Source organism: Microbispora bryophytorum, assembly GCF_043197435.1.
GTDB classification, from domain to species: Bacteria; Actinomycetota; Actinomycetes; order Streptosporangiales; family Streptosporangiaceae; genus Microbispora; species Microbispora bryophytorum.
This window is the reverse complement of record NZ_JBICTF010000004.1, coordinates 169,357-191,384: the sequence shown is the minus strand read 5'-3', so window position 1 is coordinate 191,384 and position 22,028 is coordinate 169,357. Positions and strand designations below refer to the sequence as shown.

Annotated in this window: 21 protein-coding genes; 8 read left to right on the top strand and 13 right to left on the bottom strand. The window is 71.2% G+C overall.

Annotated elements, in window-relative coordinates; translation table 11 throughout:
- Positions 1-9: 9 nt before the first annotated feature.
- Complete coding sequence (locus ACGFIB_RS14415; protein ID WP_142574463.1) at positions 10-714, bottom strand: metal-dependent transcriptional regulator; 705 nt, start codon at positions 712-714, stop codon at positions 10-12.
- 79 nt (positions 715-793) lie between these two features.
- Between ACGFIB_RS14415 and ACGFIB_RS14410 the strand changes: the two genes are divergently transcribed.
- Positions 794-1,405, top strand: a complete 612-nt coding sequence (locus ACGFIB_RS14410) for a UdgX family uracil-DNA binding protein (RefSeq protein WP_229689521.1) — start codon at positions 794-796, stop codon at positions 1,403-1,405.
- 35 nt (positions 1,406-1,440) lie between these two features.
- On the opposite strand, the gene pdxH is transcribed toward ACGFIB_RS14410, so the two are convergent.
- A complete protein-coding gene (gene pdxH / locus ACGFIB_RS14405; RefSeq protein ID WP_142574461.1) occupies positions 1,441-2,085 on the bottom strand; it encodes a pyridoxamine 5'-phosphate oxidase in 645 nt (214 codons plus the stop codon).
- Positions 2,086-2,255: 170 nt separating this feature from the next.
- On the opposite strand from pdxH, the gene ACGFIB_RS14400 reads away from it, so the two are divergent.
- Positions 2,256-3,362: a citrate synthase 2 gene (locus ACGFIB_RS14400; protein ID WP_142574460.1), complete on the top strand. Its 1,107-nt coding sequence runs from the start codon at positions 2,256-2,258 to the stop codon at positions 3,360-3,362.
- A gap of 135 nt (positions 3,363-3,497) precedes the next feature.
- Here the strand turns inward: ACGFIB_RS14400 and ACGFIB_RS14395 are convergent, their stop codons facing one another.
- On the bottom strand, positions 3,498-6,248 hold the full coding sequence (locus ACGFIB_RS14395) for an ABC transporter substrate-binding protein (RefSeq protein ID WP_393371833.1): 2,751 nt from the start codon (positions 6,246-6,248) through the stop codon (positions 3,498-3,500).
- A gap of 122 nt (positions 6,249-6,370) precedes the next feature.
- Here ACGFIB_RS14395 and serC point away from each other — a divergent pair, with 122 nt between their 5' ends.
- Complete coding sequence (serC, locus tag ACGFIB_RS14390) at positions 6,371-7,486, top strand: phosphoserine transaminase (protein WP_142574458.1); 1,116 nt, start codon at positions 6,371-6,373, stop codon at positions 7,484-7,486.
- Positions 7,487-7,601: 115 nt separating this feature from the next.
- Here serC and ACGFIB_RS14385 read toward each other — a convergent pair whose 3' ends face one another.
- Positions 7,602-8,219, bottom strand: a complete 618-nt coding sequence (locus ACGFIB_RS14385) for a rhomboid family intramembrane serine protease (protein ID WP_142574457.1) — start codon at positions 8,217-8,219, stop codon at positions 7,602-7,604.
- Between the two features lie 135 nt (positions 8,220-8,354).
- Between ACGFIB_RS14385 and ACGFIB_RS14380 the strand changes: the two genes are divergently transcribed.
- Together ACGFIB_RS14380 and ACGFIB_RS14375 are read left to right on the top strand one after the other, a co-directional pair.
- Positions 8,355-8,957 carry a TetR/AcrR family transcriptional regulator gene (locus ACGFIB_RS14380; RefSeq protein ID WP_142574456.1) on the top strand — a complete coding sequence of 201 codons (603 nt, stop codon included), beginning with the start codon at positions 8,355-8,357 and terminating at the stop codon, positions 8,955-8,957.
- Positions 8,954-9,862 (top strand): SDR family oxidoreductase, encoded by a 909-nt coding sequence (locus ACGFIB_RS14375; RefSeq protein ID WP_142574455.1) that lies wholly within the window; start codon positions 8,954-8,956, stop codon positions 9,860-9,862. Before ACGFIB_RS14380 ends, ACGFIB_RS14375 begins: the two co-directional genes overlap by 4 nt.
- Positions 9,863-9,928: 66 nt before the next feature.
- Here ACGFIB_RS14375 and ACGFIB_RS14370 read toward each other — a convergent pair whose 3' ends face one another.
- The 8 genes from ACGFIB_RS14370 to ACGFIB_RS14335 form a co-directional block, all read right to left on the bottom strand.
- Positions 9,929-10,726, bottom strand: coding sequence for a crotonase/enoyl-CoA hydratase family protein (locus ACGFIB_RS14370; protein ID WP_229689520.1), 798 nt, complete (start codon positions 10,724-10,726; stop codon positions 9,929-9,931).
- A gap of 15 nt (positions 10,727-10,741) precedes the next feature.
- Complete coding sequence (locus tag ACGFIB_RS14365; RefSeq protein ID WP_142574454.1) at positions 10,742-11,521, bottom strand: SDR family NAD(P)-dependent oxidoreductase; 780 nt, start codon at positions 11,519-11,521, stop codon at positions 10,742-10,744.
- Positions 11,522-11,554: 33 nt separating this feature from the next.
- Entirely contained in the window at positions 11,555-11,902 is a 348-nt protein-coding gene (locus ACGFIB_RS14360; RefSeq protein ID WP_357249656.1) for an STAS domain-containing protein, read from the bottom strand.
- A gap of 40 nt (positions 11,903-11,942) precedes the next feature.
- Positions 11,943-12,695, bottom strand: coding sequence for an energy-coupling factor ABC transporter ATP-binding protein (locus tag ACGFIB_RS14355; protein WP_393371827.1), 753 nt, complete (start codon positions 12,693-12,695; stop codon positions 11,943-11,945).
- The gene (cbiQ, locus tag ACGFIB_RS14350) at positions 12,692-13,456 is read right to left on the bottom strand and encodes a cobalt ECF transporter T component CbiQ (RefSeq protein ID WP_393371824.1); all 765 of its coding nucleotides are present in this window, start codon (positions 13,454-13,456) and stop codon (positions 12,692-12,694) included. Before cbiQ ends, ACGFIB_RS14355 begins: the two co-directional genes overlap by 4 nt.
- A 123-nt stretch (positions 13,457-13,579) precedes the next feature.
- The gene (locus tag ACGFIB_RS14345; RefSeq protein ID WP_393371821.1) at positions 13,580-14,638 is read right to left on the bottom strand and encodes an energy-coupling factor ABC transporter permease; all 1,059 of its coding nucleotides are present in this window, start codon (positions 14,636-14,638) and stop codon (positions 13,580-13,582) included.
- A 75-nt stretch (positions 14,639-14,713) separates the two neighbouring features.
- Positions 14,714-16,681 carry a glycosyltransferase family 2 protein gene (locus tag ACGFIB_RS14340; protein WP_393371819.1) on the bottom strand — a complete coding sequence of 656 codons (1,968 nt, stop codon included), beginning with the start codon at positions 16,679-16,681 and terminating at the stop codon, positions 14,714-14,716.
- Positions 16,682-16,782: 101 nt separating this feature from the next.
- Complete coding sequence (locus ACGFIB_RS14335; RefSeq protein ID WP_393371816.1) at positions 16,783-16,950, bottom strand: STAS domain-containing protein; 168 nt, start codon at positions 16,948-16,950, stop codon at positions 16,783-16,785.
- 292 nt (positions 16,951-17,242) lie between these two features.
- On the opposite strand from ACGFIB_RS14335, the gene ACGFIB_RS14330 reads away from it, so the two are divergent.
- Entirely contained in the window at positions 17,243-19,597 is a 2,355-nt protein-coding gene (locus tag ACGFIB_RS14330) for a GH1 family beta-glucosidase (protein WP_393371813.1), read from the top strand.
- Between the two features lie 61 nt (positions 19,598-19,658).
- Here the strand turns inward: ACGFIB_RS14330 and ACGFIB_RS14325 are convergent, their stop codons facing one another.
- Positions 19,659-20,441, bottom strand: coding sequence for an SDR family oxidoreductase (locus ACGFIB_RS14325; protein WP_357249634.1), 783 nt, complete (start codon positions 20,439-20,441; stop codon positions 19,659-19,661).
- Between the two features lie 214 nt (positions 20,442-20,655).
- Here ACGFIB_RS14325 and ACGFIB_RS14320 point away from each other — a divergent pair, with 214 nt between their 5' ends.
- Together ACGFIB_RS14320 and ACGFIB_RS14315 are read left to right on the top strand one after the other, a co-directional pair.
- Positions 20,656-21,699: an RNA polymerase sigma-70 factor gene (locus ACGFIB_RS14320; protein WP_393371809.1), complete on the top strand. Its 1,044-nt coding sequence runs from the start codon at positions 20,656-20,658 to the stop codon at positions 21,697-21,699.
- 94 nt (positions 21,700-21,793) lie between these two features.
- Positions 21,794-22,015: an EF-hand domain-containing protein gene (locus ACGFIB_RS14315; protein ID WP_393371805.1), complete on the top strand. Its 222-nt coding sequence runs from the start codon at positions 21,794-21,796 to the stop codon at positions 22,013-22,015.
- The last annotated feature ends 13 nt before the right edge of the window (positions 22,016-22,028 follow it).

Genomic DNA, 22,028 nt, shown 5'->3' with positions numbered 1-22,028 from the left:
CTCATTCCGTCATCGTCTGGTGACAAAAACGTGTGAGGCGACGTCCCTCGGAAGATCGGCGGTCGTCGTCCCCACCTCACCATCACCAGTCACCGTTACACCGTTGTCACTCGCCGCGAGCGTGACCTCGCGTCCGGGTTGTATCCCAACTTGCTTGAGTTTAAGCATCACGGCCGGGTCGCTTTGCACTTGTTCGCTGATTCGGCGCACTACAACGGGCACAGGAGCCTGACCTGCGAGGGTCACCATAGGAGACACCATCTCATCTGCGGCCGAACCGGACTGCGGCACTCCCAGCTCGTCCAGGCCCGGAATCGGGTTGCCGTGCGGGCACACCCGGGGGTTCTTGAGAAGGTTCACGAGCCGCGTCTCCACCGACTCCGACATCACGTGCTCCCAGCGGCACGCCTCGATGTGGACCTCTTCCCAGGGCATGCCGATCACCTGGGTCAGCAGGCACTCGGCCAGGCGGTGCTTGCGCATCACGCGGATGGCCAGCGTGCGGCCCAGCGCGGTCATGCTGAGGTGCCTGTCCCCCTCGACCTTGACCAGGCCGTCGCGCTCCATGCGCGCCACCGTCTGGCTGACGGTCGGACCGCTCTGCTGCAGGCGCTCGGCGATCCGAGCGCGGAGCGGGACGATGCCCTCCTCTTCGAGCTCGAATATCGTCCGGAGATACATCTCCGTCGTGTCGATCAGGCCGTGTGCGGTCAAGGCTCCTCCAGTCCTTGTCAATCGATGCTACGACCTCCCCGCGTGTTCGCAGCCGACCTTATTGGGGAAGCGACCCAGGGTGGGAAACATCGGAGCCCAGCGATTCCTTCCAGAGGAGATCAGCCTGCCCGCGCTCAGGGAGGCCGCACGACACTGCGAAGGCTGCGATCTCCACCGCGCCGCCACGCAGACGGTCTTCGGCGAGGGTGTTCCCGACGCGCGGTTCATGCTGGTCGGCGAGCAGCCGGGCGACCAGGAGGACCGCGAGGGCGCGCCGTTCGTCGGACCCGCGGGGCGCATGCTCGACAAGGCGCTCGAAGAGGCGGGCATCGAGCGCGAGGCGGTGTACGTGACCAACGCGGTCAAGCACTTCAAGTACGAGCCCCGCGGCAAACGCAGAATCCACCAGAAACCCACCGTTGGAGAGATCGACGCCTGCCGGCCCTGGCTCGATGCCGAGATGCGCCTGGTGGACCCGGAGGTGACGGTGGTGCTGGGGGCCACGGCCGCCCGGGCCCTGCTGGGGCCGGACTTCCGCGTCACCCGGCATCGGGGACAGCCGGTCCCCCGGCGTGAGGGGGCCTACTACGTGGCGACGATTCACCCCTCGGCGATCCTGCGCGCGCCCGACAGGGACGAGGCGTACTCCGGCTTCCTCGCCGATCTCACGGTCGCGGCCGGGCTGCCCTGATCAGATCACGGCCCGGGACCTCAGGACGCGGGGCCTCAGGGGGCGAGGCGCTCCAGCGTCCAGGTTCCGCCGGTCCGCCGGTAGCGGAGCCGGTCGTGCATGCGGTCGGTCTGGCCCTGCCAGAACTCGACCTCCGCCGGCACCACGCGGAACCCGCCCCAGAAGTCCGGCAGCGGCGGATCCTGCGGCCAGCGCTCGGCCAGCTCCCGGAATCTCACGTCGAGCTGCTCCCTCGACTCCACGACCGCCGACTGACGGGAGGCCCACGCGCCGATGCGGGAGCCGTACGGGCGAGAGTGGAAGTAGGCGGAGCTGTCCTCGCGCGGGAGCCGTACGACGGAGCCCTCCACGCGGACCTGCCGCCTGATGGGATGCCACGGGAACAGCAGACACGCCCGTGGGTTCTCACCGAGGTCGCGGCCCTTGCGGGACTCGTAGTTGGTGAAGAAGACGAACCCGCGCTCGTCGAAGCCCTTGAGGAGGACGGTGCGGGCGGAGGGACGGCCACCGGCGGAGCTGGTGGCGACGACCATGGCGTTCGGCTCGGGCAGGCCCGCGCCGACCGCGTCGGCGAACCACAGCGCGAACTGCGTCACCGGGTCGGCGGCCATGCCGGATTCGAGCAGGGGCTCACCTTCGTAGCTGTGCCGGAGCCCGGGAAGGTGCGAAGCGCTGTCCACGGAAAGATATTCTCCCGTGCTCTATGTATGTCTCGCTCGCTGGCCCCTACCTGGGGGAACCCCGTTGGGTAGGGCCGGGGGCGCGGCAGTCGGGCGCTGCGGGTTAAATTGACCCGCCGGTATCTCGACATCAAGGCTCTGGACTTCACAAGAGAGGGAGGCGGCCGAGAATGTCCGACTTCAAACCCGGGCTCGAAGGCGTGGTGGCGTTCGAGACCGAGATCGCGGAACCGGACAAAGAAGGGGGCGCCCTGCGATACCGGGGCGTCGACATCGAAGAGCTCGTGGGCAACGTCTCCTATGGACACGTCTGGGGCCTGCTCGTCGACAACACGTTCCAGCCGGGGCTGCCCCCGGCGGAGCCGTACCCACTTCCCGTCCATTCCGGCGACATCCGAGTAGACGTACAGAGCGCGCTGGCCATGCTCGCGCCCTCGTACGGCTTCCGCCCGCTGCTCGACATCGACGACGACCAGGCCCGCGACGATCTCGCACGCGCCTCGGTGACCGCTCTGTCGTTCGTCGCGCAGTCGGCTCGTGGCCTGGGCCTGCCCATGGTCCCGCAGAAGCGCGTCGACGAGGCCGAGAGCATCGTCGAGCGCTTCATGGTCCGCTGGCGCGGTGAGCCCGATCCCAAGCACGTGAAGGCCATCGACGCCTACTGGACCTCGGCCGCGGAGCACGGCATGAACGCCTCGACGTTCACCGCCCGTGTGATCGCGTCCACGGGCGCCGACGTGGCGGCCGCCCTGTCGGGTGCGGTCGGCGCGATGTCCGGCCCGCTGCACGGCGGCGCGCCCGCGCGGGTGCTGCACATGATCGAGGGCGTCGAGAAGATGGGTGACGCCCGCAAGTACGTCCAGAGCGAGCTGGACAAGGGCCAGCGGCTCATGGGCTTCGGCCACCGGGTCTACCGGGCCGAGGACCCGCGTGCCCGCGTGCTGCGTCGTACGGCCAAGGAGCTGGGCGCGCCCCGCTACGAGGTCGCGGCCGCGTTGGAGACCGCCGCGCTCGAGGAGCTGCACGCCCGCAAGCCGGACCGGGTCCTCGCGACCAACGTGGAGTACTGGGCCGCGGTGATCCTCGACTTCGCCGAGGTGCCGTCGAACATGTTCACCTCGATGTTCACCTGCGCCCGGACCGCCGGCTGGGCCGCTCACGTCCTGGAGCAGAAGCGCACGGGCAGGCTTGTCCGCCCCAGCGCCGACTACGTGGGCCCGAAGCAGCGCTCCATCAGCGACGTGCCCGGCGCCTCCGAGGTCATCGGCAAGGTCTGAGCCTCAGCGCGGGTCGTGGCCCTGCGGCGTGCCACAAACTCCGAGAGGCCGCCGGGCCCGCCCGCGCACCGTCAGCACCCGTGGCGGCCCGCCCTTTCCCCGAGGGGCGGGCCGTTTCCGTGTCCGGAGGACGCGTCACCGGCCGGAGTCCGCGGCGGCGTCGCGCGGGCTCGCGGATGGGCGAAGGGGCGGGTGGACGGACGGGCGAGCCGACGGGTGGACGGACGAGACCGCCGCCGGGGCGTTCGCGGCCTCCCGATCCTCGGCGTCCCCGTCGAGGTTGCGGCAGATCTCCTTGGTGTCCTCGGGCTCGGTGGCCGCCAGGCGCCCGCAGCGCTCCGCGACCTCGGACCTGCCGGAGCTGTTCACCTTCAGGATCGCGATGGCCTTGTTCTCGGGCTCGTGGGTGGTGGCGCCGAAGGAGATCACCCCGCCCGAGCCGTTCCATCTGCCTCGCGGGGAGACGAGGGAGATCTGGTAGAGCACGTCTCCCCTGCTGGGCAGGCCGCCCCGATAGGCCGCGTTGACGCGTTCGTAGAAGAGCCTCACGGCGTCGTAGCTGAGGATGAGGTTGTCGTCGGACTCCTTCGGGTGCCGGCCGTTCAGCAGGCTCTGCACGAAGCCCGTCGCCTTCAAGGAGCGGTCGCGCCACAGCTCGCGGCTCGCCAGCGCCGCGTAGTAGACCTGGACGCGCCGGTAGCCGCCGATCGCGGCGCCGCTGTTGGCCACCGCCTTGATGACGTCGTCGCCCGCGAGGACCTTGATCGGCTCCTTGCCGCAGTCCTTGGCCTCGACGTACTGCAGGAAGCCGAGGAAGTCGGCCGCGCGGCCCGCGTAGAAGATCAGGTCGGGCTCGCGCCCGCAGGCCTGGCTCACCGCCAGATCCATGCCCGTCCCCCGGTCCTTGTACCCGACGGCACCGCTGACCGCGATCCCCACCGCGCCCGCCTCGTCCGCGTAGTCGTCGGCGAGATTGTTCGTGTAGTTATCGTCGTCCGTCTGGTCCTTGACGACCACCGCGGACGGCTTGTCCACCCCGCCGAGAAGCCGCGTGCGGGCGAACCGGGCGGCCAGCCGCGCCTGCCGCTGGTTCGACGACCCGAGGCGGAACACGTACGGCGAGGGGTAGCTCGACCCGGAGTCGGCGGGGCCGTCCGACACGTAGGCGAGCCGGTCGGCGGTCGCCGTGGTCACCAGCATCGGGAGCTTCGCCGCGTCGAGCGTCCGGATGGCGTCCTCGACGCCGCCGACGCTGCGCTGGAAGCCGATTACCCCGAGCACCCGGGGGTCCTCGGCCGCCATCTCGCTGACGAGCTGCGCCGTACGCTCCCCCTGCTGGAAGTTCGTGCCCGCGTTGGCCACCAGCACCTCAAGACGGGGCGTGCCATTGGCGTCATCCTGGTACTCCTCCACCGCCGTGAGCTCCGCCCGTGCCCCGACGAACGCGCTGTCGTTCTGGTCCTGCGCGATCGAGTACTCGCCGAACAGCACCACACTCACGTACGTCCCGGCGTTCCTGGCATCGGCGTTGTGCTTATCGATCTTGCTGACGAGATTCCTTATCTCGTCCGAGGGGAAGAGATCGCCCGGGGCCGGCCCATCGGCGTTCACGACGCCGATGCACTCCTTGCCGACGCGCTCGCCCCAGGGCAGGCCGCCGCAGTGCGCGTCACGGTCCTGCTGGATGCGCCCGAGCAGGACGACAGGACCGATGAGCAGGAGCGCCATCACGCACCAGTAGCCGATCGCCCGCATCCGGCTGCCCAGCAGGCGCGGCCGGTAGTCGTCGTCCAGCGGGATCTCGGGCGTGCTGACCATCAGCCGCAACGGCGGCACCCGCCGCCGGGCCGCCGTCCGCCACGACTCCACCAGCGTGGACAGGTCCGACATCCGGCCCGCGGTGACCGGCCGGATGCCCGGCGTGAACGAATCGGGCACCGCGGCCAGCACCAGGAGCGGCGGCAGCAGCCCCGTCTCCTCGACCGACTCCTCCAGCGTCCGCAGGAACCGCTCGTTGACGTCGCCGGACCATCGCGCGTCGAGGACCATCATCGCGTAGAGGCCGCGCCCCCAGCTCGGCCACGGGATCAGCCACTTCTGGTAGGCCTGGCGCAGGTCCTGGCACAGGGCGTGGACGAGCAGCCCCTCGACCTCCGCCTCGCTCGCGTTGGCGATGCGCAGCGCGTACTTCGGCAGGCGCTCGAAGGGCTTCCTGGCGAGGTAGGGCTGCTTCCTGAACCAGCCGTTGAAGAAGGACCCCCTGATCGACAGCATGGCCTGGATCAACGTGCCGACGACGGCGACGAGCACGCCGAGCGCCCACGGGATCAGGCCGACCAGGTCGGAGGCACCGCCGAGCGACCAGGCGGCGAGCGTGCCGACCGGCACCCAGGTGGTGGCCGCGCGGCCGAGGAAGTCCGCCGCGGTCCTTCGCCCCCGGTCCCCGCCGTACCTGCCCCTGCGCCAGTCCTTGAGCCGGTCCTTGAACTCCTCCTGGCCCGTACGCGACTGCGGGTCGGGCGGCCAGGTGCGGCCGGGCACGTCGACCGGCTCCCCGGGAGGCGGCTCCTCGCGCTGGCGGCGCGCCCACAGCACGAACTGGACGAGCGGGAACCGCGGCGGGGGCAGGAACGAGCCGCCGACGGGCTTGCCGAGCTGCCCGTGCTCCCCCGCCAGCGCCGTGACGAGTTCACGCAGCGTGTCGTACTCCCCCGCTCTGACGGTGGCCTGCGGAAGGGAGTCCTCGAAGGGCTCGGCGAGCCGCCGGGCCGCGTCGAAGGCGCCGCCGTCGCGGCCGACCACGAGGACGAGGGGCAGGGGGCGGTCGGCGCGCCAGAAGAACGGCCTGCGAACCAGTGCCTCGATGACAGCGTGCGGATCGGCCACGCGGATGTCTCCCGGGGGGTGGAGTCCATGCTGGGATGGTGCGTGATCTTAAAACGAGACCATGATGTCTCACCATCCGGACCATGGTCTAGAGCATCCGCAGGTCTCACTAGGCTTGAACCGTGGCTGACATCGTGATTCCCGCTGACATCAAGCCCGCCGACGGCCGCTTCGGCTGCGGGCCCTCGAAGGTACGCCCCGAGCAGCTCGCCGCTCTCGCCGATGCCGGAGCGAAGGTGATGGGCACCTCCCACCGGCAGAAGCCGGTGAAGAACCTCGTCGCCCGCGTCCGCGCCGGGCTCACCGACCTGTTCTCCCTCCCCGAGGGGTATGAGGTCGTGCTGGGCAACGGCGGCACCACGGCGTTCTGGGACATCGCGTCCTTCGGGCTCATCCGGGAGAAGTCGCAGCACCTGAACTTCGGGGAGTTCTCCTCGAAGTTCGCGACGGTCGCGAAGAAGGCCCCCTGGCTCGCCGACCCGTCGGTGATCAAGTCGGAGCCGGGCAGCCACCCGCTGCCGGTCGCCGAGGAGGGCGTGGACGTCTACGCGCTCACCCACAACGAGACCTCCACCGGCGTCGCCATGCCCATCAAGCGGCCGACCAGCGGCGACGAGTCGCTCGTCCTCGTGGACGCCACCAGCGGCGCCGGCGGCCTGCCGGTCTCCGCCGAGGAGTTCGACGTCTACTACTTCGCCCCGCAGAAGAGCTTCGCCTCCGACGGCGGCCTGTGGATCGCGCTGTTCTCGCCGAAGGCGCTGGCCCGGGTGACGGAGATCGCCGAGAGCGGCCGGTTCGTGCCCGAGTTCTTCAGCCTGCCGACCGCGATCGACAACTCGGTCAAGGACCAGACGTACAACACCCCGGCGGTCGCCACGCTGTTCCTGCTGGCCGACCAGATCGACTGGATGAACGCCCAGGGCGGCCTCGCCTGGACCACCGCCCGGTCGGCCGACTCCGCCTCGCGGCTGTACACCTGGGCCGACAAGACGTCGTACACCACGCCGTTCGTGGCCGACCCGGCGCAGCGCTCCAACGTCGTCGGGACCATCGACTTCGACGACGCCGTGGACGCCGCGGCGGTCGCGAAGGTGCTGCGGGCCAACGGCATCGTGGACACCGAGCCCTACCGCAAGCTCGGCCGCAACCAGCTGCGGGTCGCGATGTTCCCGGCGGTCGACCCCGCCGACATCGAGGCGCTGACCTCCTGCGTCGACTACGTGGTCGAGCGTCTCTGACGATTCTCACGGCGGCCGCCCCTCCGGCGGCCGCCGATGTCGCCGACGGTCTCCGGGCCGTCGGCTTTTTCTTTTTCCTCCGGCCCGGTATCGGTATGCGGCAGCCGTCCGCGCGTCAGGTCCTGCGGCGGCGTAGCAGCCAGGCGGCGATCACTCCGCCGATGAGGCCGAACAGGTGGCCCTGCCAGGAGACCCCCGGCTGGGTGGGCAGGGCCCCCCACAGGATCGAGTAGTAGAGCACGGCCACCACGACGCCGAGCACGATGTCGAGGGCACGGCGGTCGAACAACCCCCGTGCCACCACATAACCGAAATATCCGAAGACGAGGCCGCTCGCGCCGATCGTCAGCGTGTCCGGCGCGCTGGTGAACCACACGCCCAGCCCGCTGACCAGGATGATGACCAGGCTCGCCGCGAGGAACCTGCCGATCCCCCTGATCGCGGCCACGAACCCCAGGATCAGCAGCGGCACCGAGTTCGCCATCAGATGGGCGAACCCCGCGTGCAGGAACGGCGCGAACAGGATCCCGGGCAGACCGTCAGGCTCGTGGGCGACGATGCCATACCTGTCGAGCCGCCCGTCCTCCATGTAGTCGACGATCTCGATCGCCCACATCACCGCCACGAGCACGATCATCAGGATCGCGCTGCCGAGGGCGCCGGTGAGCAGCGTGGACGTCCGCTCCCGCATCGACCGGCCCGGCCGGGGAAGCCCGGGCCCGGAATCACTCATGGTTTCACCGTACGCAGTCCTGCTCACAAACGAGCGGACTGCCCGGATCCACCCGGATCATGCCGGTCGACTTGCGACAACAGGCGGAGCGGCTGTATTAATAAATGAAAAGTCATTTATAAACAGGAGGAACCGGTGGCGGGACGACCCCGCGGAGTGGACGATTCGGTGATCCTGCGTGCGGCGGCCGAGGTGATCGGCCGGGTGGGGCCCACCGGGCTGACCCTCGCCGCGGTCGCCGACGAGGTGGGGCTCGTGCCCGGCACTCTCGTGCAGCGTTTCGGGTCCAAGCGCGGCCTGCTGGTGGCGCTGGCGCGGCAGTCCGCGCACGAGGCGCAGGCCCACCACGAGCGGCTGCGACAGGGACGTCCCTCCCCGTTGGCGGCGCTGGTGGCGCTGGCCGAGGAGTCGATGGCGCTCATGGACACCCCGGAGCGCTTCGCCAATCACCTGGCGTTCCTGTGCATGGATCTCACCGATCCCCAGCTGCACGAGTACGCCCTGGTCATCCACGAGACGCAGCGAAGGGCGATCCTGGCCCTGCTCGACGAGGCGGTGACCGAGGGAGAGCTGCGGATCGGCACCGACACCGCCGCGCTGGCCGGATCCGTCCAGGCGCTGATCGCCGGCACCGGCCTGACGTGGGCGCTCGACCGGCAGGACACGCTGCCGGAGCGGCTCCGGCGGGCGGTCACCGCCCTCCTCTCGCCTCATGCCCGTTCGAAGGAGATGTCGTGAACGAGACACAGCCGCTCGCCGGGAAGGTCGCCCTGGTCGCGGGAGGCACGCGGGGCGGCGGGCGCGGCATCGCCGTCCAACTCGGGGCCGCGGGCGCCACGGTCTACGTCACCGGCCGCAGCAGCACGGCCGGCCGCTCCGACCTGGACCGCCCGGAGACCGTCGAGGAGACCGCCGCACGGGTCACCGCGGCCGGCGGCACCGGCATCGCCGTGCGCACCGACCACAGCGACCCGGAGGAGGTGCGCGCCCTGGTCGACCGGATCGCCGCCGAGCAGGACGGGCGGCTCGACGTCCTGGTCAACTCGGTGTGGGGCGGCGACGGGCTGACCGACTGGGAGCACCCGCTGTGGGAGCAGGACCTCGACACCGGCCTGCGGCTGCTGCACCGGGCGGTGGAGACCCACATCGTCACGAGCCGGTTCGCGCTGCCTCTGATGGTGGCCCGCCGGAGCGGCCTGGTCGTGGAGGTCACCGACGGCAACACCGCCCGCTATCGCGGCTCGTTCTTCTACGACATCGCCAAGTCCACGGTGATCCGCCTCGCCGTCGCCCAGGCGGCGGAGCTCAAGCCGTACGGCGTCGCGGCCGTGGCCGTCACCCCGGGGTTCCTTCGCTCGGAGGCCGTGCTCGACCATTTCGGCGTGACCGAGGCCGACTGGCGGAACGCGGTGGCGGAGGATCCGCACTTCGCCCACTCGGAGACCCCCGCCTACCTGGGACGGGCCGTCGCCGCCCTGGCCGCCGACCCCGGCGTCATGGCCAAGACCGGACGCGCCCTGGCCACCTGGGGGCTGTACCGGGAGTACGGCTTCACCGACGCGGACGGCACCCAGCCGGACTGGGCCGCCCACTGGGCCGACGTCCTGGAGGAGGAGCACGGCCCCCTCGGCGACCCGCTCTGACCCCCGGCTGGAAGGCGACCGCCATCGCCCTACGCGGGGCGCCGCCGGTCGCCTATGAGGCGAGGGTTACTCGCCCTTCCAGACGGGGGCGCGCTTCTCGGCGAAGGCGGCGGCGCCCTCCATCGCGTCCTTCGAGGTGAAGACCGGGCCCACGATCTCACCCTGCCTGCGGAACATCTCGTCGAGCGGCCAGTCGGCCGACTCGACGATGACACGCTTGGTCGCGGCGAGCGCCAGCGGCGCGTTCGCGGCGATCGTGCGGGCTAGTTCGAGCGCGCCGTTGAGCGCCTCGCCCGGGTACGTGATCCGGTTGACCAACCCCAGCTCGTACAGCCGGGCGGCCGGGTAGTGATCGCCGGTCAGGGCGATCTCCATGGCGACGTGGTACGGGATCCGGCGCGGCAGCCGCATGACCCCGCCCGCGCCGGCGACCAGGCCGCGTTTGGGCTCCGGCAGGCCGAACTTGGCCTCCTCGGAGGCGACGATGATGTCGCACGACAGCGCCAGCTCGAACCCGCCGGCCAGCGCGTACCCCTCGACCGCGGCGAGGATCGGCTTCTTCGGCGGCGCCTCGGTGACACCGCCGAAGCCCCGGCCCTCGACCACCGGCATGTCCCCGGTGAGAAAGCCCTTCAGGTCCATGCCTGCCGAGAACGTGCCGCCGGCCCCGGTGAGGACGATCGCGGACACGTCGGGGCTTTCGTCCAGCTCGTCCAGGGCGGCCGCGATCCCGCGCGCGACCGCGCCGTTCACGGCGTTCCTGGCTCTGGGCCGGTTGATGGTGACGACGGCCACGCCGCCGTCGACGATCTCTACGAGCACCTCGTCCGGCTCAGCGGCCGTCCCGGAGTTCACCTCGGACACCTGACCTCACTCGGCTTACTTGGGCTGGAAGCGGATGCCGCCGTCGAAACGGATGACCTCGCCGTTCATGTAGTCGTTCTCGATCAGCGTGCGCACCAGGTGGCCGAACTCGGAGGCCTTGCCGAGCCGCTTGGGGAACGCCACCGGCCCGATGAGCTTGGCCTTGAACTCCTCGGCGTTCTTGTCGCCGATCTTCCCGTAGATCGGGGTGTCGATGATGCCCGGGGCGATGGTCAGCACGCGGACGCCGATGGCCGCGAGGTCGCGGGCGGCGGGAAGGGTCATGCCGATGATGCCGCCCTTGGACGCGGAGTACGCCACCTGGCCCGTCTGGCCCTCGATCCCGGCGACCGACGCGGTGTTGATGACGACGCCGCGGGCGCCGTCCTCGTCCACCGGCTCGGTCTTGGCCATGGCCGCCGCGCCGATGCGCATGAGGTTGAAGGTGCCGATCAGGTTGACGTCGATCACCTTGCGGTAGGACGCCAGGTCGTGCGGCGAGCCGTCCCGTCCGACGGTGCGCTGGGCCCAGCCGATGCCGGCGCTGCTGATCACGGCGCGCAGCGGCTTGCCGGTGGCCACCGCGGCCTCCACCGCGGCCTGCACCGACGCCTCGTCGGACACGTCGGTGTGGGCGAACACGCCGCCGATCTCGTCGGCCAGCGCCTTGCCGCGCTCCACGTTCAGGTCGGCCACGACCACGGTCGCACCGACACGGGCCAGCTCGCGGGCCGATGCCTCACCGAGGCCGCTGGCACCGCCCGAGATGATTGCTGCTGCTCCGTTCAGATCCATAGCCGGACCTTAACGCGCGAACCGAATGAAGTTCTACTCGGGATGCTGCAAAATCGCGGTATCGACGTCGGGGTAGACCTTGATCCGCCGGTCCAGGCCGGTCGTGCGCAGGATGCGGGCCACCGGAGGCTGCGGTGAGGCGAGGCACACCCCGCCCCCCTCGCTCGTGGCGAGCCGCCAGGCCTCGATGAGCACGCTGAGCCCACTGGAGTCCATGAACGACAGCTCGGCGAGGTCCAGCACAAGCTTCGGGCCGTCCTCGCGTATGGCGTCCCGTATCTCGTCTCGCAGGAACGGGGCGGTGAACAGGTCGAGCTCCCCCTCCACGGCCACCACCACCACGGCGTTGGAAAGCGATTGGCGCGCGAGCCGCAGCTTCATCGTCGGGACCTCCTCAGCTCCGGCCCACTTTACTTATTCATCACCCCGGCTGAGCAGGGACGGCAAAGCCGTAGGGGAGCTCCAGCCGGTGTGCGGCGAGCAACCGCTCGTCTGCGAGCAGCGCGTGCGTCGTCCCGTCGGCGGCGATCACCCCCTCGGACATGATGAGCGAACGCTCGCACAACTCCAGCGCGTACGGCAGGTCGTGGGTGACCATCAGCACCGTCACGTCCAGGCTTTTGAGGATTTCGGCCAGCTCGCGGCGGGACGCCGGGTCGAGATTGGACGACGGCTCGTCGAGGACGAGGATCTCCGGCTCCATCGCCAGCACTGTGGCCACGGCCACCCGCCGGCGCTGGCCGAAGGACAGGTGGTGCGGCGGCCGGTCGATCGCGTCCAGCATGCCGACCCGTTCCAGCGCGTCGCGCACGCGGCGGTCGAGTTCCGCGCCGCGCAGCCCGAGGTTGGCCGGGCCGAAGGCGACGTCCTCGCGTACGGTCGGCATGAAGAGCTGGTCGTCCGGATCCTGGAACACCAGCCCGACGCGGCGGCGGATCTCCCGCAGGGTGTCCGCGCCGACGGGGAGCCCGGCCACCTCCACCGTCCCGTGCCCGGCCGTGAGGATGCCGTTGAGGTGCATGACGAGCGTGGTCTTGCCCGCGCCGTTCGGGCCGAGCAGGGCGACCCGCTCCCCCCGCTCGATCGTCAGGTCCACGCCGTACAACGCCTGCGTCCCGTCGGGGTAGGCGTACGCGAGCCTGCTCACCGTGAGCGAGGGACTGCCGGAGGTCATGTCGTGCTCCACGCCAGTAGGGCCGTCACCGCGGCGAGGCAAGGCAGCACGCCCGCCATCGCCCAGTCTCGCCCAGTCGCTGATATATCCCTAATCGTCGGCATCTCACCGATGTAGCCGCGGCTCAGCATGGCCAGGTGGACCCGCTCCCCCCGCTCGTACGAGCGGATGAACAGGGCTCCCGCCGACTTCGCCAGCACAGGGGCCTGCCTGAGATCACGGGCGACGAAGCCCCGTGACTCCCTGGCGATCCGCATGCGCCGCATCTGATCGAGGATCACGTCCAGATAGCGCAGCATGAACGTCGCGATCTGCACGAGCAGCCGGGGCAACCGCAACCGTTCGGCGCCGAGCAGCATCATGCGGGGCTCGGTCGTGGCCGCCAGCAGGATCGAGGCGACCACACCCAGCGAGGCCTTGGCCAGGATGTTCCAGGCCGCCCACAGACCCGGGGCGCTCAACGACAGGCCGAGCACCTGGACCCGCTCACCCGTGCCGATCAGCGGAATCGCCAGCGCGAACAGCACGAACGGCACCTCGATCGCCATACGCCGCACGATCATGCCCGCCGGCACCCGGGCGGCGGCCGCGACGGCGGCCAGCAGCAGCGCGTCGACGGCGAACGCCCACAGGCGCTCGCGCGGTGTGGCGACCACGATCACCGCGAACGTGACGACCGCCGCCAGCTTGCACTGGGGCGGCAGCCGGTGGACGGGCGTGTCGGCGGGCCGGTAGATCGGATGATGGTGCCCGCCGCTCACTTCACACTCACCGTCTCATCATGGCCGACCCGCCCCGCCCCGCACGTGGACAGGGCGCTCACGGCCTCATCGGCGCGGGGCTCATCGCCGCGGTGCCGGTCATCGCGGGGTTCATCGGCGCACTCACCGGGCGCTCGCAGGCGCCATCGCGTCGGTCGCCCGCCGGCGCCGGCGGATGACGTAGAACACACCGCCTCCGGCCACGACCGTCAGCGCGACGCCCGCCACACCGGCCAGGCCGCCGGACAGCCGCTGGTTCTCCACGCCCTTGATGCTGTATCCGGACAGCAGGCCGTTCTCCGCCGTGTGCGGCTTCTCCTGCGCGCTCAGGCCCTTGTCGGCCGCCACCTTCTCCAGACCGTCGGGGGCGCTGGAGGCGTAGAACGAGACGACGCCGGCCAGCAGCACGGCCACGAGCGCGCCGCCCACCAGGACCGGACGCAGACCCCGCAGGCCGGTACCGGCCGAGGGAGCCTCCGGAGCCGCCGGGCCGACCTGGACATCTCCATCGGCGGTGCGCAGCGTCAGCGTCCTGGTCATCCCGCGCGCGCCGTACACGAGATCGGGACGCACGGCCAGCACGCTGCTCACGGTGAGCGCGGTGATGAAGCCCTCGCCGAGCCCGATGAGCAGGTGCACACCGCCCATCGCGGCGGCCACGGAGCCCACCTCGATCGGCGCGGTGCCGCCGAGCCAGAACAGGCCCGTGAACACGAGCGCCGCCGTCGGAACGGAGACCAGCGCCGCCACGAACGACGCGGACACCAGCGCCGTCCGCCCGCGTGGCGCGCCCCGGGTGATCAGCCGGAACACCGCCCAGCCGACGACCGATGTCACGATCGCCATCAGCGTGATGTTGACGCCCAGCGCGGTCAGCCCTCCGTCGGCGAAGAAGAACCCCTGGACGAGCAGCACGACCGCGACGCACAACACGGCGGTGTACGGCCCGACGAGTATCGCCGCAAGGGCCCCGCCGAGCAGGTGACCGCTGGTGCCGGCCGCCACGGGGAAGTTGAGCATCTGCGCCGCGAAGATGAACGCGGCCACCAGGCCCGCCATGGGGGCGGTCCGGTCGTCGAGCTCCCGTTTGGCGCCCCGAAGGCAGACGGCCACTCCGGCGGCCGCGAAGATCCCGGCACCGACGGACACGGGGACGTCGAAGAACCCATCGGGCACGTGCACGGCTATAACCCCTTCGAAACGGGCGAATCTCCCCTCACTTTAGAGCACCGGGTTGTAGTTGCAAATGATTCGCAATTAGTGCCGGCGCAGGAGCCTGACCATCCGCCTGACCACGGTCAACGGGGTCGCCACCCGCACCGACACGCTGAGCCGCCGGTTGACCGCCGTGGCGTACGGCCGGACGGTCCACTGCGCGCCTCCCCATCTCAGCGCGCCGCACCACCACCGCAGCGGCCGGCCCAGCGCGTCCGCATCGGCGACCTTGACCGGGAAGCGCACCGGAGGACCACCGAGGGCGAGTTCGAGGTAGGCGTCCCAGGTGCCGGGCCGCAGGCCGGCCGTCTCGGCCGCGAACTCCCGTGGCCCGACGGCCACCGCCCGTTCGCGGTGTTCCCGCCCCGAGGCCCGCTCGCGCCAGATCAGGTGCCGTACGGCCGCGGCGGCGTCCTCCTCGCCCATCAGCGCCTGTCCCTCGACCCGCAGCCGTCTGCCCCGCCACCACGCCCGCGACAGCCGTACGACGGCGGGGACCCGGACGACATGCCCCCCGACGTCGAGGCCCAGGTGGCCGTGCGACCGGGTGAGGAAGGGCACCGCGACGACCCCGCCCACCAAATGAGCGGACGGAACGCCGGCTCCGGGGTCGCGGCGGGAGCCCAGCCGGGCGAGCCTCCGCGCGCCCTCGCACTCGACGACCACGTGGACGTCCCACACTCCGGGCGACAGCGCGGCCACGTCGAGCACGGCGGTGAAGGATCCGGCCGCGCCGCGGGTCACGAAGGGCACCTGCTCCTCACGCGACATGCGCTCGCGCACTACCAGGCCGACAGTGCCGGTCAGCGCCGCGCCGCTCGGCCCTGCGCCGTTCAGCCCTGCACTGTTAAGCCCTGCACTGTTCGGCCCTGCACTGTTCGGCCCTGCGCAGGTCAACGCCGCGCCGTTCGCACCTGCGTAGGTCAACGCCGCGCCGCTCGCACCTGCGTCGTCCGATTCGCCGTCCGATCCGCCGTCCGCGCCGACGAGGGCGGCCCACCCCTCGATCACCAGGCGGTCGTCCCGCCACTCGACGCGATTCAGCCGGTGCCGCAGCGGGGCTGCCTCGACGAGCGCGAGCCGTACGAGCCGGTCGGGGTCGTCGAGCGCGGCGACGCGAGCGGCGTCCACGCCGTCGAGACCCGCGCGCACGCCCGGCGTCACCCACTGGCCGCAGATGTCGGCCACCTCGACGGCAATTTTCTCGCGCTCGGCCTCGCAGGCCGCCAGGAACGGCGTCCCGAGCTGGGCCAGCACGTCGCGGCGTATGTGCCGTAGGAGCAGGCGGTCGCGCAGCGCGCCGGGCGGCACGTGCCGCGTCATGACCTCGATGGGCGTGCGGACCACACGCAGCCAGCCGAGCGGATCCCGCGCGGACGCCTCGCCCCCGCCCTCCGCGTGGTAGCAGTCCCCGTCCGCCACCACCGAGATCACCCGCGCGTGGCAGTACGCGTGGACGGTGAAGGTCATGTCCGCGCCGCGCCGCTGCGTCTCGTCGAAGTGGATGGCGTGCCGTGCCAGGAAATCCCGGCGGAAGAGCTTGAAGCAGGACAGATCGTCGTAGGCGGCCGCTAAGGAGGCCCTGTCGGCGCTGTCCCGCAATCCCCGGCGCGCCCCGGAGACCTTCCCCACAACGACGTCGGCGCCGTTCACGTCGGCCGCGGCGACCAGGCGGGCCAGCGCGTCGGGGGCGAGGTGGTCCCCCGCGTCGCAGAAGAAGACGTATCTGCCGGCGGCTCGTTCCAGTCCGCGGTTGCGGGCGCCGCCGGGCGTGCCGGGCTGGGCGTCCCGGATCACGGTGATCAGCCGGGGGTGGTGCGCGGCGTAGAGGCGGAGCAGCGCGCGGGTTCCGTCCCGCGAGCCGCCGTCGACCACGATGATCTCCTTGGCGACGCGCTGCACGAGCAGCGAGGTGAGGCAACGGTCGAGTGACGCCCGGCGGTTGTACGCCGGGACGACGACGCTGACGTCGATCCCCCGATCGGCGCGCTGGTCACTGTCCGTATCCATCGCCCTTCATTATGTGCCGACGACCCGCCCCGACCCCGCCTTCGCCGCGCCTCGGGCGCGTCTCACCACGTTCACCGCCGTTCACCGCCGTTCACCGCCGTTCACCCCTGCTCACCACGTTCGCCCCCGTACGGCTCTCGCACCCGGGCGACCGCCTCGTCCGCCGTACCGCACACCTCGAACCGCCCCAGCAGGCCGGCGACATGCAGGTGGCGGGCCAGCCGCGGCGCGACCCCGGCCAGAACGAGCCGCCCGCCGGCCCGCCGCACGCCGCCGCCCGGCTACTGGAGGCCGAAGGCCGCCAGGCGCTCACCACCCGCAGGCTGGCCGCCGAGGTCGGGGTGTCGACCATGGCGGTCTACACGCATTCGAGGGCCTTCTCCGGGACTTCGCCGTGGGCGCGGGCGACACGGTGGAGGCTGCGGCCCGCTCACTGGAGGCTTCGCGCTCCTCCCGGCCGGGACCGGCGGCGGCCGACTGAGTGGCGGCCGTCTGAGTGGCGGGTCCGGCACGCGACGCGGCAGACTGAGCGCTCACCGAGTCACCGGGGGTTTCGCGTAGATGCGCACCGCGTTGTTCCCAGAGGGTTTCGTCTGGGGAGTGTCCACGTCCGCGTTCCAGATCGAGGGCGCCACCGACCGCGACGGCCGGGGCCCCTCCATCTGGGACGCCTTCGCGGGTGGGGAGTACGGCGACCCGGCCTGCGACCACTACGCGCGCCATCCGGAGGACGTCCGGCTGATGCAGGACCTGGGCATCGCCGCCTACCGGTTCTCGGTCAGCTGGCCGCGGGTGCTGCCGGAGGGGCACGGCCGCGTCAACGGCCCGGGGCTCGACTTCTACGACAGGCTCGTGGACGAGTTGCTGGAGGCGGGCATCGCGCCGTACGCGACGCTGTACCACTGGGACCTGCCACAGGCGCTGCAGGACGGCGGCGGGTGGACCTCGCGAGATACGGCCCGCCACTTCGCCGACTACGCCCGCGTCGTGTACGACAGGATCGGCGACCGCGTGGACACCTGGTTCACGTTCAACGAGCCGTGGGTCGCCGCCTTCCTCGGCCACGGCTCGGGGGTGCACGCCCCCGGCCTGCGGTCGGCGGCCGACGCGTTCGTCAGCGCTCACCACATGCTGCTCGCGCACGGGCTCGGCCTGGAGGCGCTGCGTGCGCAGGGCGCCGCGAGGGCCGGCGTCGTGCTGAACCTCTCCCCTGTCCTCACCCCCGCGCAGCTCGGGGACATGTCCGCCGGCATCCCCGACGAGGACGCTGCGGCGGTGGCGAGGATCGACGCCCTGCACAACCGGCAGTTCCTGGAGCCGCTGCTGCGTGGCCGCTACCCCGCCGAGCTGCTGCCCCTGATCGAGAGGACCGCCGGGCTCGGTCACATCCGCGACGGGGACCTCGACGTCATCGGGCGGCCCGTCGACCTGCTCGGGGTCAACTACTACACGCCCATCGCGGTGCAGGCCCAGCCCAGCGCCCCGGCCGACCCGGCCTTCCCGGGCAGCGAGGGCGTCCTGTTCTGCAGTGTGCCGACGGCAGTCACCGCGATGGGCTGGCCCATCATGCCGAGCGGCCTGTCCCTGCTCCTACGGCGCCTGTCCGAGGAGTATCCCGAGACCGAGCTGATGATCACCGAGAACGGCGCCGACTTCGAGGACGTCGTGACCGGCGACGGCATTCACGACGTCGACCGGATCAGCTTCGTCGAGGAGCACCTGCGGGCCCTGCGCACCTCGATCGACGAGGGCGCCCGGGTCCGCGGCTACCTGCTGTGGTCGCTGCTCGACTGCGTCGAATGGGCGGACGGCTACCGGCGCAAGTTCGGCATCGTCCACGTCGACTTCACCACCCAGCGGCGGCTGCTCAAGGACAGCGCGCTGTGGTATCGCGACGTCGTCAAGCGCAACGGACTCGGCGCGGAGCGGCCGAAGCGGCCCACTCTCGAGACCGTCGCCGCCCGCGCGCGCGTCTCCCGGGCCACGGTCTCGCGGGTGGTGAACGGCGAGGCGCGGGTCAGCCCCGATGTGCGCGCCACCGTGCTGCGCGCCGTGCAGGAGCTGGGCTACGTGCCCAACGCCGCCGCCAGGAGCCTCGTCACCCGGCGGACCGACTCGGTCGCGCTCGTCCTGTCGGTCCCCCGGCACGGCGGTGAGGCGCTGACCTCCGCGGTCGTGCAGTACGTCACCAGCGTCCTGGAAGGAGCCGGCAAGCAGATCACCCTCATGCTCGCCGACACGCCCGAAAGCCATCGGCGCATCATCCGGCATGTGGAGGCGCGGCAGGTCGACGGGGTCGTACTCGTTCCCCCGGACAGCCCGGACACGCTCACCGAGCGGCTCGCCCGCACCGGGGTGCCGGTGGTGCTGCTCGGCAAGCCCGCGATCGCCTCCCTCGTGCCGCATGTGGACGTGGACAACGGGGGCGGTGCGAGGGAGGCCGCCCGGCACCTTCTCGACCGGGGCCGCCGCCGCATCGGGGTGATCTGCGGCCCCCTGGACCTCGTCGCCGTACAGGACCGCCTCGCCGGGCACCTGGCCACGCTCCACGAGGACGGGCTGCGACCGGTGATCGCGCCCGCCGGTCTGGACAGCGGATCGGGCGCCGCCGCGGCCCGCGAGCTGCTGTCCGGCGGCCAGGGCCTGGATGCCCTGTTCGCCACCTCGGACGAGCTGGCGATCGGCGCGATGCGAGCGGCGCGTGAAGAAGGACTGCGGGTGCCGGAAGACCTGGCGGTCGTCGGCTTCGGCGACATCCACGCCGCCTCCTGCACGACCCCGGCGCTCACCACCGTCCGGGTGCCCGTCGCGGACCAGGCCCTGGCCCTGGCGCGACTGCTCCTGTCCCGCCTCGACGGCCGCCACACCAGCTCCGTCGTCCTCCCCACGCGCCTGGTGGTCCGCGCCACGACCTGACCCTCGCGGGCCCGTCCGCCAGGGGACCACAGGGTGCCCGGCCCGGCCGGCTCCGTCCGTGTCAGGGCTGGGTGGCGAGCCACTCCTGGAAGGTCGGGCCGGCGAGCCTGGCGTGCGGGCCGGGCAGGAGGCCACCACCGGCGGCGTATTCGGCATCGGGCAGGCCGGGGTCGTCGACGCCGACGACCTTGATGCCCCGGCGGGCGCCGAGAAGCCCGGCCGCCTCGGACATGATTTCCTTGCGCGGCCCGGCGATCTCGGGGATCGGCGTTCCGGAAGCGGGCTGGGCGGGCGCGCCGGGGTCGGTGGCCAGGTCGACCAGCGCCTCGGCCACCGTACGGCAGGCCACGAGCTGGCTGGGCCACTTCGGGACGTAGGCGACCTCGCCCTGCTGCCAGTCCAGGAGCTGACCGACGAACTCGTGGAACTGCGCGGCCCGCAGGATGCGAGCGGGCAGCGGGCCGGACAGGTTGAGTTCCTCGTGCACCTGCTTGGCGACGCCGAAACCGGCGGTGGCCTTGTCCACGCCGATGATGGAGGCGATGACGATCCGGCCGGCTCCCGCCTTCCGGCCGGTCTCGTGCAGGTTGCGGGTCGAGGTGCGGAAGAACTCCGTCGCCGCCTCCTGCTCGGAGGCATGCCACGACGCGACGTCGACGATGGTGTCGACCCCCGTGAGCGCCTCGGCGAGGCCTTGACCAGTGACGACGTCCACGCCGGTGGCTCGGGACATCGGAACGACCTGGTAACCCCGTTCAGTGAGGACGTCGACGACGTGGCGTCCCAGCCGCCCGGTCGCTCCCGCCACTGCGAATTTGCCGATGCTCGTCGTGGGTGCGGGCATGGCGATGCCTTCCCTTCTCTCGATCACCATTCGTGGTGTCGCGTGCCGCCCGATCGTTCGCGCGGCGTCCTGACGAACACGAGACGCCGGCGCTCCGGCCCCTGTGACAACGCGCTCGTGTGACGTGAACCACCGATCATGGGTGTCACAAACCGGCGGACACCGGCGTCCTGTGCGTGTGGCAGGGATGGAAGCGGACAGGAGGAGCCACGGCATGAGCGAGCGAGGCGATCGATCCGCATACACAGCCGCGCCACGCGATCGCGCCGACCCCGCCGACCCCGCGGACACCTTCGACACCCAGAACGCCGTGGACGCTGTGGAGTGCGTGGACGCCGTGGAGTGCGTGGACGCCGTGGAGTGCGTGGACGCCGTGGAGTGCGTGGACGCCGTGGAGGCGTTCGTCGCCCACCGCAACCTGCTGTTCACCGTCGCCTACGAGATGCTCGGTTCGGCCGCCGACGCCGAGGACGTGCTGCAGGAGACCTGGCTCCGATGGGCGAGCGTCGACCTGGACACCGTGCGGGACAAGCGCGCCTTTCTGGTGCGGATCGTCACTCGGCAGGCGCTTGACCGGCTGCGTGCGCTCGGCCGGCGCAGGGAGTCCTACGTCGGCCCGTGGCTGCCCGAGCCGCTGCTGACCGCGCCCGACGTGGCCGAGGACGTCGAGCTGGCCGACAGCGTCTCGATGGCGATGCTGCTGGTGCTGGAGACGCTGTCACCGACCGAGCGGGCGGTGTTCGTGCTGCGCGAGGTGTTCGACCTCGACTACGACGAGATCGCCGAGGCCGTCGGCAAGAGCCAGGCCGCGGTCCGCCAGATCGCCCATCGGGCACGCGCACACGTCGCCGCGCGCCGGCCACGCGGCATGGCCTCACCGGCCGAGACCCAAGCCGCACTCCACGCCTTCCAACGAGCGGTGGAGACCGGCGACCTGCAGAGCCTGCTCGACATCCTCGCCCCAGACGTCGTCGCCCTGAGCGACGGCGGCGGCATCAGACACGCCCTGCTTCAGCCCATCGTGGGGGTCCGCCGGGTGGCTCGCCTGCTGGCCGTCCGCTGGTGGCGGCGCGACGCCGAAAGGTCGGTCGAAGTGGTGCAGATCAACGGCGGCCCTGGGCTGCTCGTCCGAGTCGACGGGGAGATCGACGGCGTGCTGGCGATGCGTATCGAGAACGGCTACGTCACCGGCGTCTACCACGTGCGCAATCCCGACAAGCTGTCGCACGTGGAGCGGGAGATCGCCGTGAGCCGCTGAGGCCGCTGGTGGCGAAGCTCGGCCCGCCTTCGAACTTTCGCGCCGTACGGCATAGGTTGTCTGGTGTCGTCCCCCGGTGCGAAGGCAGGTCGTTGTGACTCACGAACTCAGCCACGAGCGGTTCGAGACCCTCAAGCGTGAATTCGACGCGATCGACGGCGACGGCGACGGCTTCATCACCGAGGCGGAGTTGCGGTCACACTTTCCCGCCCTGCCGCCGGAGGCGATCGGCGCGCTCGACCGGGACGCCGACGTGGACGCCGACGGCCGGTTCTCCCTGGAGGAGTTCATCCGCCTGGCCGGCGCCCGCGACTGAAACATCCCTCGGC